The following is a 19,302-nucleotide window of genomic DNA, read 5'->3' on the forward strand; positions in this document are numbered from 1 at the left end:
CTCCATGACCACGTACACACTGCGCGCCAAGCGCCGCCGGGCGGCGCTGCGGACGGCCGCCTTCATGTCCCCCTGGCTGATCGGCTTCGGCGTCTTCTTCGCCTATCCGCTGATCTCCACCGTCTACTTCTCCTTCACCCACTACGACGGCTTCAGCGACCCCACCTTCAACGGGCTCAAGAACTGGTCGTACGTCTTCAACGACTACCCGCTGTTCTGGCCCGCGCTGCGCAACACGCTGTGGCTGGTGGTGGTGATGGTGACCTGCCGGGTCGCCTTCGGGCTCGGCATCGGGCTGCTCATCACCAAGATCAAGACGGGCACCGGGGTCTTCCGGACGCTCTTCTACCTGCCCTACCTCGCGCCGCCGGTGGCCGCCACGCTCGCCTTCGTCTTCCTGCTCAACCCCGGTACGGGGCCGGTCAACTCGGTCCTGTCCGACCTCGGCATCCCGGCGCCCGACTGGTTCACCGACCCCGCCTGGTCCAAGCCCGCGCTGACCATGCTCGCGGTGTGGGGCGTCGGGGACCTGATGGTGATCTTCATGGCCGCGCTGCTCGACGTACCGAAGGAGCAGTACGAGGCGGCCGAGCTGGACGGGGCCTCGTCCTGGCAGCGGTTCCGGTTCGTGACGCTGCCGAACATCTCGCCCATCGTGATGTTCGCGGTGGTCACCGGGATCATCCAGACCATGCAGTACTACACCCAGCCGCTGGTGGCCGGAAAGGTCGCCTCGGGCGTCATCGGCAGCTCCGGGCAGCAGTTCGAGCCCGGCTATCCGGACAAGTCGACGCTGACCCTCCCCCAGCTGGTGTACAACCTCGGTTTCCAGCGCTTCGACTACGGCTCCGCCTGTGTGGTCGCCCTGGTCCTCTTCGCCCTCTCCATGGCGTTCACCGCACTGCTGATGCGGCGCCGTGGCGGACTGATCCAGGCAGGTGACTAGGCAGATGGCCGAAATGACGTACGCACTGGACGCCCCGGCGGCGACGACCCCGGCGGCCCGGACGGCCCGCCGCAAGGCGCTCCTGCACTGGATCGGCGTGCACGCCCTCGGGGTGGCGGCGGCGCTCTTCTTCGTGCTGCCGTTCGTGTTCATCGTGCTCACCTCGCTGATGGACAACCAGCAGACGCTCACCCGCGACCTGATCCCGGACCACTGGCAGTGGTCCAACTACAAGAAGGTGTTCGACACCCCGGGCTTCCTCACCTGGTGGCGGAACACCCTGCTCTACGCCGGGCTCGGCACCGCCTTGACCGTGGTGTCCTCGGTCCCGGTGGCCTACGCGCTCGCCAAGTTCCGCTTCCGCGGCCGCAATCTGTCGATGATGCTGGTCATCTCGATGATGATGCTGCCGCCCCAGGTGATCATCATCCCGATGTACCTGTTCTGGGCGAAGCAGCTGGACCTGTCCGGGACGCTCTGGCCGCTGATCATCCCGATGGCGTTCGGCGACGCGTTCTCCATCTTCCTGCTGCGGCAGTTCCTGATGACCATCCCGAACGAGTACCTGGACGCCGCCAAGGTCGACGGCTGCGGGGAGCTGCGCACCCTGCTGCGGGTCGTGCTGCCGATGGCCAAGCCGGGCATCGCCGCGGTCGCGCTCTTCCAGTTCTTCTACGCCTGGAACGACTACTTCGGGCCACAGATCTACGCCTCGGAGAACCCGGGCGCCTGGACGCTGTCGTACGGCCTGGAGTCCTTCAAGGGCGCGCACCACACCGACTGGAACCTGACCATGGCCGCGACCGTGCTGGTCATGGCCCCCGTGATCCTCGTGTTCTTCTTCGCGCAGAAGGCGTTCGTCGAGGGTGTCACGCTCACCGGAGTGAAGGGTTAGAGAAATGAAGCTCACCGTGGTCGGCGGGGGATCGACCTACACCCCCGAACTCATCGACGGATTCGCCCGGTTGCGGGACACCCTGCCCATCGAGGAGCTCGTCCTGGTCGACCCGGCGGCCGACCGCCTCGACCTGGTCGGCGGGCTCGCCCGGCGCATCTTCGCCAAGCAGGGCCACCCGGGCCGCATCACCACCACCTCCGACCTGGACGCGGGCGTCGAGGGCGCCGACGCGGTGCTGCTCCAGCTGCGCGTCGGCGGCCAGGCGGCCCGCGAGCAGGACGAGACCTGGCCGCTGGAGTGCGGCTGTGTGGGCCAGGAGACCACCGGCGCGGGCGGGCTCGCCAAGGCGCTGCGGACCGTCCCGGTGGTCCTGGACATCGCGGAGCGGGTGCGGCGCACCAACCCGGACGCCTGGATCATCGACTTCACCAACCCGGTGGGCATCGTCACGCGCGCGCTGCTCCAGGCCGGCCACAAGACGGTCGGGCTCTGCAACGTGGCCATCGGCTTCCAGCGCAAGTTCGCCAAGCTGCTCGGCGTCGCCCCCGGCCGGGTGCATCTGGACCACGTGGGCCTCAACCACCTCAGCTGGGAGCTCGGGGTGCGCCTGGGCGGCCCCGACGGCGAGAACGTGCTGCCCAAGCTGCTCGCCGAGCACGGCGACGCGGTGGCGGACGATCTGCGCCTGCCCCGGCAGGTCCTCGACCGGCTCGGCGTCGTCCCTTCGTACTATCTGCGCTACTACTACGCGCACGACGAGGTCGTGCGGGAGCTGGGCACCAAGCCGTCCCGGGCCGCCGAAGTCGCCGAGATGGAACGGAAGTTGCTGAAGATGTACGGGGATCCGGCGCTCGACGAGAAGCCGGAGCTGCTGGCCGAGCGGGGCGGCGCCTTCTACTCGGAGGCGGCCGTGGACCTGGCCGCCTCCCTGCTCGGCAACGGCGGCAGCCCGGTGCAGGTGGTCAACACGTACAACAACGGCACCCTGCCCTTCCTCGCCGACGACGCGGTCATCGAGGTGCAGGCCCGGGTCGACGCGAACGGCCCGGTGCCGCTGGCGGTGCCGGAGCTCGACCCGCTGTACGCGGGGCTGATCGCGCACGTCACCGCGTACGAGGACCTGGCGCTGGAGGCCGCGCTGCGCGGCGGCCGCGACCGGGTGTTCCGGGCGCTGCTCGCCCATCCGCTGGTCGGCCAGTACGCGTACGCGGACGGCCTCACCGACCGGCTGATCGCGCACAACCGGGAGCACCTCGCGTGGGCATGAGCGTGCTGGCGATCGACGCCGGCAACAGCAAGACCGACGTCGCCCTGATCGGCCCGGACGGCACGGTCCTGGGCACCGCCCGGGGCGGCGGCTTCCGCCCGCCGGCCGTGGGCGTGGAGCCGGCGGTGGACGCGCTGGCGGACGCGGTGGTCCGGGCGTGGGCGGCGGCGGGGAACACCGGGCCGGTGGCGGTCGACCACGTCTCGGCCTGTCTGGCCAACGCCGATCTGCCCGTGGAGGAGCGCCAGTTGGCCGAGGCGCTGGCGGCCCGGGGCTGGGGCGGCACGGTCAAGGTGTACAACGACACCTTCGCGATCCTGCGGGCCGGGCTGCCCGGCGGCGCCGAGCCGCGCGGGGTCGCGGTGGTGTGCGGGGCGGGCATCAACTGCGTCGGCATGACGCCGGACGGCCGCACCGCCCGCTTCCCGGCGCTCGGCAAGATCTCCGGGGACTGGGGCGGGGGCGGCGGACTCGCCGAGGAGGCCCTGTGGGTCCGGCGTGGCGCGGGGCGTCCAGGCCAAGGCCGACACCTGCAAGGACCCCGAGGCCAGCCTGCCGCCGTCGGGCGAGGGCGAGGACGGGCCGAGCATCGCGAAGATCAAGGAGCGCGGCAAGCTGATCGCGGGTGTCGACCAGAACAGCTTCCGCTGGGGGTACCGCAACCCGGCGACCGGGAAGCTCGAAGGGTTCGACATCGACCTGGTGCGGGCGATCGCCAAGAAGATCCTGGGCGACCCGGACGCGGTCATCTACCGCGCCATCCCCACCAGTCAGCGCATCCCGGCCCTCCAGAACAAGCAGGTCGACATCGTCGTGCGGACGATGACGATCAACTGCAAGCGGATCGGCCAGGTCGCCTTCTCCTCGGCGTACTTCACGGTCGGGCAGCAGGTCCTGGCGCCCAAGGAGTCGACGATCACCGGCTTCAACTCCACGCTGAAGGGCAAGAAGGTCTGCGTGGCAGCGGGCTCGACCGCGTACGACGCCCTGAAGAAGGAGTCGTACGACGCCATCTTCACCGACCTGACCGTGCCCAACCAGCTGGACTGCCTGGTGCGCCTCCAGCTCGGCCAGGTCGACGCGGTGGTCACGGACAGCGCGCTCGCCGCGAGCCAGGCCGCGCAGGACCCGGCGGTCCAGCTCAAGGGCGTCCCGCAGGAGCCCGAGTACTACGGGGTCGCCACCAACCTGGAGAACACCGATCTGGTCCGCCGGATCAACCAGGTCCTGGTGGACTACCGCAGCGGCGGCGACGACAGCCCGTGGATGAAGGCCTACCGCCAATGGCTCGCCGCCGACCTGCCCGGGATATCCGGCCCGCCCGAGCCCAAGTACCGTTCACTGAACCCGGCTTGACCCCGGTTCGTACGACCGCAGAGAAACGCAGAGCAGAGAGGTGATCGATGGGCGCGGGATCCTTCCCCGGCTCCTCCTCGGGGAGGCCCGTCCGGCCGGTGCTCGACCGGGACGAGGTGGACCGTGCGCTGACCCGGCTCGACGCCGAGCACGAGGCGATCGAGACCTCTCTGCTCGCACTCCAGGACCACGCGGGCCGGCGTCTCCTGGAAGGCGCCGAACTGACCGGGGTCACCAAGGAGCGCTGGGCCTCGGCCGATCAGTCGATCACCTTGCTGTGGGCGTACTTCGACGCGTACAAGGCGGCCCTGGACGGCGCCCGTGAGCTGCGCGAGCGGCGCCGCTGGCCCTCCCGCGAGGACCTGGTGGAGCTGACCGAGCGGCTGCGCGGCGAGTCGGTGACGGTCGCCGGGTCGGCCGCCCAGGCCGCCACCCTGACGGGACCGGCCCGGCTGACCGAGCGGTTCACCCTGGAGCAGCTGGTGAGCCGGATGAACGAGCTGTACGCGCGCTCGCTCGACCTGGTCGTCGCCTCCGACGCGGTGTGGTCGGCGCTGCCCGCCCGGATAGACCTCCTCGCGGCCGAGCTGCACCGCACCCGGGGCCTGGCCCACTCGGTGGGTGTGCGCCCCGGGGAGCACCCGGCGGGCGACGACCTGGAGTCGATCACCGAGGAGCTGGTGTCGCTGCGCGCGCAGGTGGTGTCGGACCCGCTGGCGTTCTGGCTGCCCGCGCCGGGCAGCTCCGCGCCGGGCGGCGGACGCCCGGACACCGAGCGCTACGACCGGGCCGCCCGCGCCCTGGAGGACGTGCGCCGGGAGATCGACGCGGTCCTGACGGTCCGCCAGGACGCCGAGCAGCGGCTCGTACGGCTGAGGGACGTGCTCTCCCGGGCGGACCGCACCCTGACCGAGGCGCGGTCGGCGCGCGGCGAGGTGCTCGCGAAGATCGCCGCGTCCGAGGTGCCCGCGGTGAGCGGCCCGCCGACCGCGCTCCAGGAGCGCCTGGTGGCCGCCGCCGAGTACCGCAGGCACGCCCAGTGGCACCGGCTCTCCCCGCTCCTGGAGTCCCTTGAGCGGGAGGCCGAGGACGAACTGCTGCGCGCGCGTGAGTCGTTGACGGCGGTCACCGCGCCGCTGGCGGTCCGCGCGGAGCTGCGCGGCCGGCTCGACGCGTACAAGGCGAAGGTCGCCCGGCACGGCATGGCCGAGGACCCGCTGCTCATCGAACGGTACGACGCGGCGCGCCGGATGCTGTGGTCCGCGCCCTGCGATCTGCGCGTCGCCGAGGAGGCGGTGCTGCGGTACCAGCGGGCGGCGGCGGAGGTGCTGGTTCCACGGCAGCCCGGGCCCGTCGACCAGAGGGGGGAATCGTGAGCGACCAGAAGAAGTGCCAGCGCCCCGGCTGCGAGGGCTCCTACGAGGACATGGGCGGCGGTGAGCTGTACTGCGACACCTGCGGTCTGGCGCCGGTGGTGTCCGTGAACGGCACCATCTCCTCGCCCGCCACCGGGATCACCGGGGGCGCCCGCAAGGGCAGCGGCTCCTCGTCGGCCCGCTCGGCGCGGTCCTCGACGTCGTCCCGCTCCTCGCGCTCCTCGACGTCTCGGCGCTCGGTGTCGGGGCGCCTGTCGCGCTCGCTGACGGGGGCGGGCAGCGCGCGCTCGGTCTCGGTGCGCAGCTCGGGCTCCGCGACCGGCACCTCCGGGCGCAGCAGACTCGGGGCCGGTCTGGTCACCGTGCCGGGAGTGCCGCGTCCCAACCCGGCGACGGCCGTGATGGAGCACCCCGAGGTCCCCGAGCGGAAGCGTTTCTGCTCGCGTTCGGACTGCGGGGCGCCGGTGGGCCGCTCGCGCGGGGAGCGGACCGGGCGCACCGAGGGCTTCTGCACCAAGTGCGGCCACCCGTACTCGTTCGTCCCCAAGCTGCACCAGGGCGACATCGTGCACGGCCAGTACGAGGTGGTGGGCTGTCTGGCGCACGGCGGGCTCGGCTGGGTCTACCTCGCCGTGGACCGCGCGGTCTCGGACCGCTGGGTGGTCCTCAAGGGCCTGCTCGACACCGGCGACCAGGACGCGATGGCGGCGGCGATCTCCGAACGCCGCTTCCTGGCCGAGATCGAGCACTCCAACATCGTGCGCATCTACAACTTCGTGGAGCACCTCGACCAGCGCACCGGCTCCATGGACGGCTACATCGTCATGGAGTACGTGGGCGGCAAGTCGCTCAAGGAGATCGCCAACGAGCGGCGCGGCCCGGACGGCAAGCGCGACCCGCTCCCGGTCGAGCAGGCCTGCGCGTACGGCATCGAGGCCCTGGAGGCGCTGGGCCACCTCCACAGCCGCAACCTGCTCTACTGCGACTTCAAGGTCGACAACGCGATCCAGACCGAGGACCAGCTGAAGCTGATCGACATGGGCGCGGTGCGCCGGATGGACGACGACGAGTCGGCCATCTACGGCACGGTCGGCTACCAGGCGCCGGAGGTCGCCGAGGCGGGGCCCTCGGTCGCCTCCGACCTGTACACGGTCGCGCGCACCCTGGCCGTGCTCACCTTCGACTTCCAGGGCTATACGAACGTCTTCGCGGACAGCCTGCCGGACCCGGACAACATCGAGGTGTTCCGGACGTACGAGTCGTTCTACCGGCTCCTCGTGCGGGCCACCGACCCCGACCCGGCCCGTCGGTTCGCCTCCGCGCAGGAGATGGCCGAGCAGCTGACCGGGGTGCTGCGGGAGGTCGTGGCGCTCCAGACCGGCCGCCCGCGCCCGGCCCTGTCGACCCTGTTCGGGACCGAACTGCGGCTCACGGACACGGTGTTGTTCGCGGAGCTCACCGGGGACGTGTCGGCGCTCGGGGCCCGGGCGGTGCCCGAGAGCCGGTGGGCACGCCGCCGCGCGGCGGCCAACGGCTCCGCGGCGCCGGGCGCGGCCGGCGCGCTGGCGCACACGGGCGCGGGCGTCGTGCCCGTCGCCGCGGCCGGGCCGACCGTCACCGCGGCCCCGCACTCCTCCCCCGGCACCGGCGCCGCGGTCCCGGGCACCCCGGCCGCGCCCACGCCGACCGCCGTCGTCCCCGCGCCCCGCGTCGGCGGCGCCCCGGACGCGTACGGCCCGGGAGCGGACGGCGACGGCTATCTGCGGCCGCTGGACGCGCCCGCCACCGCGCTGGCGCTGCCGGTGCCGCACGTGGACCCGAGCGACCCCAACGCCGGGTTCCTGGCGGGTCTGATGGCCGCCGCGCCCGCCGAGCTCATCACCGCGCTGCGCACCGCGCCCGCCAACTCGGTGGAGAAGCGGCTGCGCGAGCTGCGCGCCCGGCTCGACCTGGGCGAACTGGTCTCGGCTGCGCGGGGCCTGGAGTCCCTGGAGGCCGACCACCCCGACGACTGGCGGGTGGTCTGGTACCGGGGCGTGGCCTCGCTGGTCTCCGGCGACCACGAGAACGCCGCGCTCTCCTTCGACGCCGTCTACGACGCGTTCCCGGGCGAGCCGACGCCCAAGCTGGCGCTCGGCGTGTGCGCGGAGGTACTGGGGCAGCTGGACAACGCGGCCGAGTACTACCGGCTGGTGTGGACGACCGACCCTAGCTACGTCAGCGCCGCGTTCGGCCTGGCGCGGGTGCAGCTGGCCGCGGGCGACCGCACGGCGGCCGTGACGACCCTGGAGTCGGTGCCGGAGGCCTCGATCCACTACACGGCGGCCCGGGTCGCCGCCGTGCGGGCGAGGCTGCGGCGGCGCACCCCGGGCGACGCGCTCCTGCCCGACCTGCGGGCCTCGGCGGGCCAGGTGGACGCGCTCCAGCAGCTGGGCCTGGACGCGGTGCGCCGCGAGCGGCTGGCCGCCGAAGTCCTCGGCACCGCGCTCGACTGGGTACTCTCCGGAAGCCGGAGCGTGCCCGGGAAGGCCGGACAGAGCCGGGACGGCACGTCCGGCGAGACCATACTGCTGGGCAGCGAGCTGGACGAACGGGGCCTGCGGTTCGGCCTGGAGCGTTCGTACCGGGTGCTCGCCCGGCTCGCCGGAAGCGGCGAGGAGCGGATCGAACTGGTGGAGCGGGCAAACCGTTTCCGCCCCCGGACGTGGGTGTGAATTGATGGCGCAGATGCACCAGTCGGCAACCGGGTCGTGCCCCGGCTGCGCGGAGCCGCTGGAGTCGGGCGACCGGTACTGCGGGGCCTGCGGGTACGACCTGTCGGCCGTGCCCGCGGCTCCGGTGGACACCCCGACGGTGGTCATGGGCAGTCCCGCGGCGGGCGAGGCGTGGCCCGCCGCCCGCGCTGCGGACGGCTCAGGCCCGACGCATCTGCCCACCGATCTGCCCGGCACCGACTCGGGCGGCTCCGCGCTGCCCACACACGTACGGCACGAGGGTCCCGGGGCCGAACCCGAGCCCGACGAGTACCCGTTGCCCGCGCCCGACCCCCGAGCCGCCGACACCTCCGCCCTGGGGGAGCAGGCCACCCATGTCAGCACGCCGGTGAAGGTCTGTGTGGCCTGCCGGGCCGGGCGGGTCGACGAGGACGGGTACTGCGAGAACTGCGGGCACGCCCAGCCGCGCGAGCGCGACCACATGGAGCAGGAGCTCGGCCCGGTGGCGGCGGTCAGCGACCGGGGCCTGCGCCACCACCGCAACGAGGACGCGTTCGCCGTGTCCACCACCGCGCTGCCCGACGGCTCGCCCGCCGTGGTGGCGATCGTCTGCGACGGCGTCTCCTCCGCGACCCGCCCCGACGAGGCGTCGGCGGCGGCCGCGGCCCGCGCCAACGAGTCGCTGCTCCAGGCGCTGCCCCAGGGCACGCACCCGCAGCAGGCGATGCACGAGGCGATCGTGGCCGCCGCCGAGGCGGTCAACTCCCTCGCCGACGAGCCCGTCGCGGCCCTGGAGCACGACCGCCACCAGAACGCGCCGGCCTGCACCCTGGTCGGCGCGATCGCCGCCGGCGGCCTCCTCGTGGTCGGCTGGGTCGGCGACAGCCGGGCCTACTGGGTGCCCGACGACCGTACGACCCCGCCCGCCCGGCTCACCGAGGACGACTCGTGGGCCGCGCAGATGGTGGCGGCGGGCCTGATGAGCGAGGCCGACGCGTACGCGGACGAGCGGGCGCACGCCATCACGGGCTGGCTGGGCGCCGACGCGTACGAACTGGACCCGCACACCGCCTCGTTCAAGCCGGACCGCTCCGGGGTGGTCGTGGTCTGCACGGACGGGCTGTGGAACTACGCGGAGGGCGCCGGGGAGATGGCCGGGGCCGTGCCGGCGGACGCCGCCGAACGGCCGCTGCGCAGTGCCCAGGTGCTGGTCGGCCACGCCCTGGACGGCGGGGGCCACGACAACGTAACAGTGGCCGTCGTGCCGTTCGCGGTCCCTCAGCCGGGGGCAGGATCCGCCTACAACTAGGCCCAGGCACCTGATTCCCCCGCAATCTTGTCTCTTCAGGCCCAGAAGCCTCAAGGAGCCCTACAGATGGCCAACTTCTCCAAGCCGCACGCGCCCCGGTTCTCCGTCGAGGTCTACCAGAACGAGTACCTGCCGGAGGGCGGCCGTGAGGTCAACGCGATCGTCACCGTGACGTCCACGGGCGGCGGCACGGGCGGCGGGACCGCGCCGGCCGGGGCCGCGCTGTCGCCCTCGGCCGTACCGGGGCAGGCGCCCAGCGCCGCCGTGGTGATCATGGTCGACTGCTCGGGGTCGATGGACTACCCGCCGACGAAGATGCGCAACGCGCGCGACGCCACGGCGGCCGCGATCGACACCCTGCGCGACGGTGTGACGTTCGCGGTGGTCGCGGGCACCCACCAGGCCAAGGAGGTCTACCCGGGCAACGGCCGCCTGGCCACCGCCGACGCGCAGACCCGCGCCCAGGCCAAGGAGGCGCTGCGCAGGCTGAGCGCGGGCGGCGGCACCGCCATCGGTACCTGGCTGAAACTCGCCGACCGGCTGCTGAGCTCGGCCGACGTACCGATCCGGCACGGCATCCTGCTCACCGACGGCCGCAACGAGCACGAGTCGCCGGCGGACCTGAAGGCCGCGCTCGACGCCTGCGCGGGCCGCTTCACCTGCGACGCGCGCGGGGTCGGCACCGACTGGGAGGTCAAGGAGGTCACCCAGATAGCCTCCGCGCTGCTCGGCACCGCCGACATCGTGGCCGACCCCTCGGGCCTGGCCGCGGACTTCACGCGGATGATGGAGAACGCGATGGGCAAGGAGGTCGCGGACGTCGCGCTGCGGCTGTGGACCCCGGTCGGCGTGGAGATCACGTTCGTGAAGCAGGTCGCGCCCACCGTCGAGGAGCTGACGGACCGCCGCACCGAGGCGGGGCCGCGCGCCGGGGACTACCCCACGGGCTCATGGGGCGACGAGTCGCGCGACTACCACGTGTGCGTCCAGGTCCCGGAGGCCGGAATCGGCCAGGAGATGCTCGCCGCCCGGGTCTCGCTGATCCTGCCCGACCCGGCGGGCGGCACCCCGCAGGCGCTCTCGCAGGGGCTGGTCCGCGCGGTGTGGACCGAGGACATGGCCGCCTCCACCGCGCTCAACCCCCAGGTCGCCCACTACACGGGTCAGGCCGAACTGGCGCAAGTCATCCAACAGGGTCTCGATGCCCGCAAGTCGGGCGATATGGACGGCGCCACCGCCAAGCTCGGCCGGGCCGTCCAGCTCGCCGCCGCCTCCGGGAACGCCGATACGGCGAAGCTGCTCGCGAAGGTGGTGGACGTCGTCGACGAGGCGACGGGTACTGTGCGACTGAAGGCGAAGGTCGCGGAGGCGGACGAGATGACTCTCGAAACCCGCTCGACGAAGACCGTACGCGTGAAGAAGTGACGACGAAACCGACCCGGGCACCGGCCCGGGAGCACACCGCACACAGCGGTACGCAGTAGCGAAACCACTTGAGTGCCTCGGCCCGAGGGGCCGGACGAGGAGAGGGGGAAGCGACTCCATGCCGACCTGCCCGAACGGACACCAGTCGGGTTCCGACGACTGGTGCGAGGTCTGCGGCCATCGCATGGGCGCCGTGCCGCCGCCTCCCCGTCCCAGTCGCAGCCGCCGCAGCACCAGGCGCCGCAGCACACCCAGGCGCCCCAGGCCCCGCAGCAGCCCCAGCAGCCCCAGCAGCAGTTCCAGGCCCCGCCGCCCCAGCAGCTCCGCTGGTCGGTCACCATCGGGCCGGACCGGGACTACTTCATGGCGATGATGCAGCGCAGCGGGCCCGAGGCCGCCGGGCTGAACCTGCCCGCGTACTCGCCCGAGCAGCAGCGCCAGCTCACCGGCAACCAGCTCACCATCGGCCGCCGCCGCCACTCCACCGGCGAGGCGCCCGACATCGACCTGGCCGTACCGCCGGAGGACCCGGGCGTCTCGCACCAGCACGCGGTCCTGGTCCAGCAGCCCGACGGCACCTGGGCGGTGGTCGACCAGAACTCCACCAACGGCACGACCATCAACGGCGGCGAGGAGCCCATCCAGCCGTATGTGCCGGTCGCGCTCCAGGACGGCGACCGGGTGCACGTGGGCGCCTGGACCACGCTGACCCTCCGCCGGGCCCAGGGCCTGTCCGGCTAGACACCTCCGGGCACGACGTCCCGCAGGGGCCATGCATAGGGTCCCTGCGGGTCGTCGAGCCAGGCCCACTGCCGCTCGCCGGTGACCGTCACCCCGAACCGCTCGCGCCGGGGCCGCCCCTCGCGCCGCCACAGCTCGTACGCCTCGTACGGGTCCAGGCTGTCCTCGGTGAGCGCCAGCAGGAAGCGGAAGAGCTCGTTCTCCAGGCTCGGGCGGGGCAGCCCGCCGCGCTGCGGTGCGCCGGGCGCGGGCGCCACGCCCCGCAGCGGTACGAAATAGGCCGGGGTGTGCAGGAAGTGCCCCTGGGCGTGCCCGGCGTCGCGCACCCTCAGCAGGATCAGGCCGGTGGCCAGCGGCGCCTCGATCAGCGCCCCCGGGGTGCACTGCGCCAGCCACCCGGCCGGTACCGACGGCAGGGTGCAGGTCGCGATGATCCGGTCGAAGGGCGCCCGGGACGGACAGCCGCGCGCCCCGTCGCCGGTCACCACCGCAGGGTGGAAGCCCGCGGCCGCCAGATGCGTCCGGGCCGACTCGGTGATCTCCGGGTCCAGGTCGACCGTGGTGACCAGCTCCTCGCCGAGCCGGTGGCTGAGCAGCGCCGCGTTGTAGCCGGTCCCGGCACCGATCTCCAGGACCGCGTGCCCGTCCCGGACGTCCAGGACCTCCAGCATCCGGGCCATCAGCGAGGGCTGGCTGCTGGAGGAGAGCAGCTCCCCGTCGCGCAGCCGGGTGGCCAGCGGCATGTCCGTGTAGACCCCGTCCAGCCAGCGCGCCCGCATGCCGGGGTCCGGGTCCTGGCCCCACAGCCGCTGGTGGCCGCCGGGGCGGCCCACGAAGTAGTACGGCACGAAGAGGTCGCGGGGCACCTCCTCGAAGGCGGCCCGCCAGGCCGGGTCGTCGAGCGCGCCCCCGGCCACGATCTCCGCGACGAGGGCCGCCCGCGCCTCGGCCGCGGGATCCCGGTGTACGCCCATATGTCCACTGTGCTGCGCCCGGGCCCGGGAGGCGAGTGGTCCTAGGCCCCAAGTCCTCGGTCACCGCATCTGCGACCATGGACACGTGAACGAGATTCCGCACGGCACGCTTCAGGAGCAGACCTTCTACGAGCAGGTCGGCGGCGAGGAGACCTTCCGGCGCCTGGTCCACCGCTTCTACCAGGGAGTCGCCGAGGACCCGCTGCTGCGGCCGATGTACCCGGAGGGCGATCTGGGCCCGGCCGAGGAGCGGCTCGTCCTCTTCCTGATCCAGTACTGGGGCGGCCCGCGCACCTACAGCGACCACCGCGGCCACCCCCGGCTGCGGATGCGCCACGCGCCGTTCACCGTGGACCGGGCCGCGCACGACGCCTGGCTGACCCATATGCGCGAGGCCGTCGACGACCTGGGGCTCTCCGAGGAGCACGAGAAGACGCTCTGGAACTATCTGACGTACGCGGCCGCCTCGATGGTCAACACGGCGGAGTAGACCGGAAGTTAACCTTCCGCCCACTCGGGCACCGGAATGCGGGAATCCGTCATCGCATTCCGGTCACGATCCGGTCAAGGTCGCCCGTACTCACCCCGCAAGCGGTTTCCACCGGCCCATGCCCTCTGAAAGCATCCGGACAGACGTTCGGGGGCAGGTCAGGGTTCTGGGGGCCGTGTGGCGGGGTTCGTTTTTCTGCGGGTGCGGGCGCACCGGTTGCTGCTCGCCGCCGCGCTGCTCGCGGTCGTGCTCACCACCTCGGTCCTGGCCGCCCTGACCGCCTTCTCCGGCTCCATCGGGGACGCGGCCCTGCGCCACACGCTGGCCACCCGGTCCGCCGCGCCCGCCGCGCTGATCGTCAAGGCGACCGTCCCCGACCGTGGGCCGGTCACGGAGGACGGGACCACCACCGCCGACGCGGGCTCGTCGAGCGCCTCCAGGAGCTCACCCGCCGACACGGTGACATCGAGCTCCACCACCGCGTCCAGCCGCACCGTACGAATCGCCAGCACCTCGAACGCCGGCGGGCGCCCGAACACCGCCAGCGCCCCGCCCCCGGCCTGCAGCCGTACGGCCGCCGACCGGTCGTAGTGGATCAGCCGGGCCAGGAAGGCGGCGAGATCCGCCACCTCCCCGGCGTCGGCGAAGCCCAGCTTCACGGTCATGCCGCGGCCCGCTCCGACCCCGAGGGCTTCCCGGCGCCGCGCCCCGCGACGGCCGGACCCTCGACGTACTCCTGGAGGAACGACTTCTCCTCCGCGGAGATCCGCCGAGGCCGCCCGGCCGCCAGGTCGTACGGCACCACGACCGTGGACGCCCGCACATACACCTGCTCGGGGTCCTTGATCTCGTACGCGATCGTCAGCGACGCCGCGCCGATCTTCGTGACCCACGACTCGACGGTCACCGGTGCGTGGCGGTGCACCAGCGGCCGTACGTAGTCGATCTCGTGCCGGGCCACGACGGACCCGCCCGAGAACGACGGCGAGCCGTCCCCCGGCGCCAGCCGGAACATGAAGTCGATACGTGCCTCCTCCAGATAGCGGAGGAAGACCACGTTGTTGACGTGCCCGAAGGCGTCCATGTCCGACCAGCGGAGCGGGCAGCTGTAGATGTGGCGAGCCAAGAAGATCAGCCCCGGGTGAGCTTCTTGTAGGTGGCGCGGTGCGGACGCGCCGCGTCGGCGCCGAGACGCTCGACCTTGTTCTTCTCGTACGACTCGAAGTTGCCCTCGAACCAGTACCACTTCGAGTCGCCCTCGTACGCCAGGATGTGCGTCGCGACCCGGTCCAGGAACCAGCGGTCGTGGGAGATCACGACAGCGGCACCGGGGAACTCCAGGAGCGCGTTCTCCAGCGAGGAGAGCGTCTCGACGTCGAGGTCGTTGGTGGGCTCGTCGAGGAGCAGCAGGTTGCCGCCCTCCTTGAGCGTCAGCGCCAGGTTGAGGCGGTTGCGCTCACCACCGGAGAGCACCCCGGCCGGCTTCTGCTGGTCCGGGCCCTTGAAGCCGAACGCGCTGACGTACGCGCGCGAGGGCATCTCGACCTGGCCGACGTTGATGTAGTCCAGCTCGTCCGACACGACCGCCCAGAGGGTCTTCTTGGGGTCGATGTTGGCGCGGCTCTGGTCGACGTACGAGATCTTGACGGTCTCGCCGACCCGGATGGAGCCCGAGTCGGGGGTCTCCAGGCCCTGGATCATCTTGAACAGCGTGGTCTTGCCCGCGCCGTTCGGACCGATGACGCCCACGATGCCGTTGCGCGGCAGCGTGAAGGACAGGTCGTCGATGAGGACCTTGTCGCCGAAGGCCTTGGAGAGGTTCTCGACCTCGACGACGATCGAGCCCAGACGCGGGCCCGGCGGGATCTGGATCTCCTCGAAGTCCAGCTTCCGCATCTTGTCGGCCTCGGCCGCCATCTCCTCGTAACGGGCGAGGCGCGCCTTGGACTTGGTCTGCCGGCCCTTGGCGTTGGAGCGGACCCACTCCAGCTCTTCCTTGAGCCGCTTGGCGCGCTTCTCGTCCTTGCGGCCCTCGACCTTGAGGCGGGACGCCTTCTTGTCCAGGTACGTGGAGTAGTTGCCCTCGTAGGGGATCGCGCGGCCGCGGTCGAGCTCAAGGATCCACTCGGCGACGTTGTTCAGGAAGTACCGGTCGTGGGTGACCGCGACGACGGCGCCCGCGTACTTCGAGAGGTGCTGCTCCAGCCAGTTCACCGACTCGGCGTCGAGGTGGTTGGTGGGCTCGTCGAGGAGGAGCAGGTCGGGCGCCTCGATCAGCAGCTTGCAGAGCGCCACACGGCGCTTCTCGCCACCGGAGAGGTTGACCACGGGCCAGTCGCCGGGCGGGCAGCCCAGCGCGTCCATGGCCTGCTCCAGCTGGGCGTCGAGGTCCCAGGCGTTGGCGTGGTCGAGGTCCTCCTGGAGCTTGCCCATCTCCTCGAGGAGCGCGTCCGAGTAGTCCGTCGCCATGAGCTCGGCGACCTCGTTGAAGCGCTTGAGCTTGCCCATGATGTCGGCGGCGCCGTCCTGCACGTTCTCCAGGACCGTCTTGGTCTCGTCGAGCTGCGGCTCCTGCATGAGGATGCCGACGCTGTAGCCCGGCGACAGGAACGCGTCTCCGTTGGAGGGCTGCTCAAGGCCCGCCATGATCTTGAGAACGGTGGACTTACCGGCACCGTTGGGGCCGACCACACCGATCTTCGCGCCGGGCAGGAAGCTCAGCGTGACGTCGTCAAGGATCACCTTGTCGCCGTGCGCCTTGCGCGTCTTGCGCATGGTGTAGATGTACTCAGCCAAGAGAAACCGTCCGGCAGTGTGAATCGGGCTGTGGGCAGATACACCCCATCTTGCCGTACCGCCACCCCCTGGCGGAAACGGGTACTTGCGACGGGACGCCAGTGGCCCCGGTGCGCCTGCGCTCACCGGGGCCACTGTCACAGGGTGGTCACTCTGAGTCCACGGTGCCGTGTCTCAGAGCCGCGGGGGTCAGTGCCCGGCGGTCCCGGCCTTCTTGCGGCGGAGGAAGAACACCGCGCCGCCGCCTATGACGACCAGGGCGACAGCGACGCCCGCGATCATCGGCGTGGAGCTGGAGGAACCGGTCTCGGCCAGGTCACCACCAGTGGTGGAGCCGGACGAGGTGCCGCCCGCGGAGGCGGGGCTGGGCTTCGACGACGGCGTGGTGGTGGGGGTGCCGGAGGTCTTGCAGTCCAGGACGCCCTTGAACTCCTGCTTGAAGCCGTTCGGGCCCGTGATCACGAAGTCGTAGGCCTGGTCCTCGGCGACCGGCACGGTGACGGTCTTCGACTTGCCGGCGCCGATCGTGTACGAGAAGCCGGCCAGCTTGAAGGTGAACGCCTCGTCGCCCTTGTTGGTCGCCGTGACATCCACGCCGCCCTTGGCGCAGTTCTTCGCGGCCGTCAGGGCCGGAATGGCGCCCTGCTTGGCCCAGGTCGCCTTGGCCGCGGCGGTCACCGTGGAGTCGCTGGACCCGGCGAGGATCTGCGTCTGGCTCTTGGACTCACTGGCGAACGCACGGCCGACCGGCACCTGGGTGGTGGCCTGGACGGTCAGCGAGCCGGAGCCCGGCTGGGCACCCGCGGGCACGTCGAAGAAGAGCTGCGCGCCGTTCTTGGCGGTCGTGGCGGCCTTGCCCGCCTTGTCGACAACCTTGACGCCCGCGGCCTTGAGCTCCTCCGACGGGGTCACCGTGACCTTGTCGGCGTTGGTGCGGACGGTCACCGGGCCGAGCTTGGAGCCCGCCTTGCCGGAGACGGCCGGGTTCTCCAGCGTCAGGGACGCCTTGGGCTCGCCCACGTTCTGCGCGGACTTGGTCAGCCAGTCCGCCAGGTCCTTGGCCTGCGCGTCCACCGCGTCGACCTGGGCGTGGTCCGAGTAGCGCCAGATGGCGACCTGGGTGGCCGCGGCGGCCGTGCCATTGGTCAGCTGACCCTTGAGGCCGGCCGACTTGGCGAGCGCCGTCAGGTCGTTCACCTGCGGGTACGAGTGCTCGAGGATCCAGCGGATCTTGCCCGCGTCGGGGTTGCCGCTCAGCGAGGTGCCGCTCCAGGGGGTCTCCTGGTACTTCGCGGCGGGCTGGGTCGGGTTGTGGATGTCGATGCAGTACGTACGCAGGGTGCCGCCGCCGTCGACGACCATCTGGAACAGACCGGCCGAGACCGGCCGGTCGCCGCCCTGCTGGTGGATGACGGCCTTGCCGGAGGCGTCCGGGTCCAGGCCCTTGATGGTCGCGACCGCGCCGCCCTGGTGCTGCTGGCCGGGCGTGTCGGCGACCGCCGTGCCCGCCCCGGCTATGGCGCCGCCGGCGACCAGTCCCGAGACGGCGACCGCGGCAGCGAGGCGTGCGGCGCCGCGCTTGCGTACAGACTTGGGTACAGAAAACCCGTGAACGACTGAAAACACAGAATTCCCCTTCGGGCGAGGAGCTTTCGCGTACATGCGCGTGGGGGAAGTGCCTCGCCTGCTGACTCAAGTGCCCCGTGAGTACCGGGAATCCTATGGAGGTCGTGCCTCCTGATCCCCTGTCATGCGGTCAGATAACCATTCCGAATCGGAATCGTTATCGCCGGTACCCGTTCCCACCTGGGGTTATCGACAAATCTCCCGTACGGAACGGGACGTTCAGGGCACTGCGGCAGCCACGGCGGACGGCTTCGCGGGACCCGTCCCACGCCTCTCACCAGGGCTTTCGGTGACCTCTCCGGCACTCGCCCCAGCCGCCCCGTCACCCCCCCCCCGCCCTCTCCTCCCTCCACCCATCCCTGTCCGACCGTCTCACCGTCTTGGCCTACGACCCCGGCGTCAGCCCGAAGGGCGGCGGTCTGCCCGGACTCGACGTCCTGCGCAGCGTCGTCAACTCCATCAACCTGTTCGGGATCGTGGCCGTGGTCGGCGCGCTCGCCGTCAGCCTCGGTGTGTGGGCCTGGGGCCATCACACCGGTGGCCACCAGGCCGAGGCCAACGGCAAGAAGGGCGCCGTCGTCAGCGCGGGCGCGGCCCTCGGGCTCGGTGCCGCTAACGGAATCGTCGCCTTCTTCTCCGCGCTGGGCGAGCAGGTCCAGTAGTGGCGAATCGATCCCTCTCCGCCCTGGGCGCCCACTGGCCACCCCGCCGCCGCCTGATGGTCGTCGCCGGTGTCCTGGCCGTGCTGCTGGCGGTGGCCGGGGCTGTCGCCTGGTTCACCGGCCACGGCCACAGCGCGGATGAATCCCGTGTCCCGGCCAGTTCCTCCACGCATCCCAGCGTCGGCACCGCCGCACCTACCCCAAAGCCGGGGACGGTGGCCAGTGATGTCTCTCAACCGCCGCCGATTGCCGATCCGCTGGCCTTCGGCCGGGCTGCGGCGGTGATGCTGTGGACCTTCGATGCCCGCATCACCGGCCGCGACGAGCAGCTGGCCGGCATGCACACTTGGATGACGCCCGAGTCCAAGTACGCGGACTGGGGCTCGATCCAGGCCCAGGTGCCCGATCCGCTGCTGTGGTCGCGGCTGAGGGACAACACCCAGCACGCCACCGCCACCACTCGTGAGGCGCACTTCCCCTCCGCGTTCAAGCAGGCCCTCGCGGATAACCCTGCGGCGATCACCGAGGCGTACATCTACGCGGTCACCGTCACCGGCACCCAGCAGCTCGCCTGGACCGGTGGCGGGAGCGGGGCGGAGGAGCGACAGGTCACCCTCGCCGTCCAGTGCCGCCCCGGAGCCGACTGCCGGTTGGTTGCCATCGCCCCCGCCGTCGCCCCGTAGCCGAGTCCCGTTTCTCCTCGAACTGAAAGGCAGGACGCC

At 71.7% G+C, this 19,302-nt stretch carries 14 protein-coding genes and 5 pseudogenes; 14 read left to right on the top strand and 5 right to left on the bottom strand.

Features of this window, described 5'->3' with window-relative positions:
• Positions 1-4: 4 nt before the first annotated feature.
• The 10 genes and pseudogenes from A8W25_RS11055 to A8W25_RS11100 all read left to right on the top strand — a co-directional run.
• Positions 5-946: a carbohydrate ABC transporter permease gene (locus tag A8W25_RS11055; protein ID WP_067159150.1), complete on the top strand. Its 942-nt coding sequence runs from the start codon at positions 5-7 to the stop codon at positions 944-946.
• Positions 947-959: 13 nt separating this feature from the next.
• Positions 960-1,841 (top strand): carbohydrate ABC transporter permease, encoded by an 882-nt coding sequence (locus A8W25_RS11060; protein ID WP_067161017.1) that lies wholly within the window; start codon positions 960-962, stop codon positions 1,839-1,841.
• A 4-nt stretch (positions 1,842-1,845) separates the two neighbouring features.
• Entirely contained in the window at positions 1,846-3,111 is a 1,266-nt protein-coding gene (locus A8W25_RS11065; RefSeq protein WP_067159153.1) for a 6-phospho-beta-glucosidase, read from the top strand.
• Positions 3,102-3,606, top strand: a pseudogene (locus A8W25_RS32200) (BadF/BadG/BcrA/BcrD ATPase family protein); the annotation flags it as partial. The gene A8W25_RS11065 and the pseudogene A8W25_RS32200, both read left to right, overlap by 10 nt.
• Positions 3,547-4,467, top strand: a pseudogene (locus A8W25_RS11070) (glutamate ABC transporter substrate-binding protein); the annotation flags it as partial. The pseudogenes A8W25_RS32200 and A8W25_RS11070, both read left to right, overlap by 60 nt.
• 47 nt (positions 4,468-4,514) lie before the next feature.
• Positions 4,515-5,843 (top strand): hypothetical protein, encoded by a 1,329-nt coding sequence (locus A8W25_RS11075; protein ID WP_067159156.1) that lies wholly within the window; start codon positions 4,515-4,517, stop codon positions 5,841-5,843.
• 50 nt (positions 5,844-5,893) lie between these two features.
• A complete protein-coding gene (locus A8W25_RS11085; RefSeq protein ID WP_079126038.1) occupies positions 5,894-8,557 on the top strand; it encodes a serine/threonine-protein kinase in 2,664 nt (887 codons plus the stop codon).
• A gap of 4 nt (positions 8,558-8,561) precedes the next feature.
• Positions 8,562-9,866, top strand: a complete 1,305-nt coding sequence (locus A8W25_RS11090; RefSeq protein ID WP_067161019.1) for a protein phosphatase 2C domain-containing protein — start codon at positions 8,562-8,564, stop codon at positions 9,864-9,866.
• Positions 9,867-9,932: 66 nt separating this feature from the next.
• Positions 9,933-11,291 carry a vWA domain-containing protein gene (locus tag A8W25_RS11095; RefSeq protein WP_067159165.1) on the top strand — a complete coding sequence of 453 codons (1,359 nt, stop codon included), beginning with the start codon at positions 9,933-9,935 and terminating at the stop codon, positions 11,289-11,291.
• 240 nt (positions 11,292-11,531) lie between these two features.
• A pseudogene (locus tag A8W25_RS11100) lies at positions 11,532-12,032 on the top strand (FHA domain-containing protein); the annotation flags it as partial.
• On the opposite strand, the gene A8W25_RS11105 reads toward A8W25_RS11100, so the two are convergent.
• The gene (locus A8W25_RS11105; RefSeq protein WP_067159168.1) at positions 12,029-13,006 is read right to left on the bottom strand and encodes a methyltransferase domain-containing protein; all 978 of its coding nucleotides are present in this window, start codon (positions 13,004-13,006) and stop codon (positions 12,029-12,031) included. The pseudogene A8W25_RS11100 and the gene A8W25_RS11105 overlap by 4 nt on opposite strands.
• Positions 13,007-13,091: 85 nt before the next feature.
• Between A8W25_RS11105 and A8W25_RS11110 the strand changes: the two genes are divergently transcribed.
• Both A8W25_RS11110 and A8W25_RS34830 read left to right on the top strand, forming a co-directional pair.
• Positions 13,092-13,496, top strand: a complete 405-nt coding sequence (locus A8W25_RS11110) for a globin (RefSeq protein WP_067159171.1) — start codon at positions 13,092-13,094, stop codon at positions 13,494-13,496.
• 177 nt (positions 13,497-13,673) lie between these two features.
• Positions 13,674-13,856, top strand: a pseudogene (locus A8W25_RS34830) (hypothetical protein); the annotation flags it as partial.
• Positions 13,857-13,876: 20 nt separating this feature from the next.
• Here the strand turns inward: A8W25_RS34830 and A8W25_RS11115 are convergent.
• The 4 genes and pseudogenes from A8W25_RS11115 to A8W25_RS11130 all read right to left on the bottom strand — a co-directional run.
• A pseudogene (locus A8W25_RS11115) lies at positions 13,877-14,161 on the bottom strand (hypothetical protein); the annotation flags it as partial.
• The gene (locus tag A8W25_RS11120; protein ID WP_079125960.1) at positions 14,158-14,622 is read right to left on the bottom strand and encodes an acyl-CoA thioesterase; all 465 of its coding nucleotides are present in this window, start codon (positions 14,620-14,622) and stop codon (positions 14,158-14,160) included. The gene A8W25_RS11120 and the pseudogene A8W25_RS11115, both read right to left, overlap by 4 nt.
• A gap of 5 nt (positions 14,623-14,627) precedes the next feature.
• Positions 14,628-16,292 carry an energy-dependent translational throttle protein EttA gene (ettA, locus tag A8W25_RS11125; RefSeq protein WP_079125961.1) on the bottom strand — a complete coding sequence of 555 codons (1,665 nt, stop codon included), beginning with the start codon at positions 16,290-16,292 and terminating at the stop codon, positions 14,628-14,630.
• A gap of 189 nt (positions 16,293-16,481) precedes the next feature.
• The gene (locus A8W25_RS11130; protein WP_067159177.1) at positions 16,482-17,918 is read right to left on the bottom strand and encodes an LAETG motif-containing sortase-dependent surface protein; all 1,437 of its coding nucleotides are present in this window, start codon (positions 17,916-17,918) and stop codon (positions 16,482-16,484) included.
• Between the two features lie 380 nt (positions 17,919-18,298).
• Here A8W25_RS11130 and A8W25_RS11135 point away from each other — a divergent pair, with 380 nt between their 5' ends.
• Together A8W25_RS11135 and A8W25_RS11140 are read left to right on the top strand one after the other, a co-directional pair.
• A complete protein-coding gene (locus tag A8W25_RS11135; protein WP_234386403.1) occupies positions 18,299-18,580 on the top strand; it encodes a DUF6112 family protein in 282 nt (93 codons plus the stop codon).
• Positions 18,580-19,263, top strand: a complete 684-nt coding sequence (locus tag A8W25_RS11140; protein WP_067159183.1) for a hypothetical protein — start codon at positions 18,580-18,582, stop codon at positions 19,261-19,263. Before A8W25_RS11135 ends, A8W25_RS11140 begins: the two co-directional genes overlap by 1 nt.
• Positions 19,264-19,302 lie beyond the last annotated feature (39 nt).

This window comes from Streptomyces sp. ERV7 (assembly GCF_001653515.1).
Classification (GTDB): Bacteria; Actinomycetota; Actinomycetes; order Streptomycetales; family Streptomycetaceae; genus Streptomyces.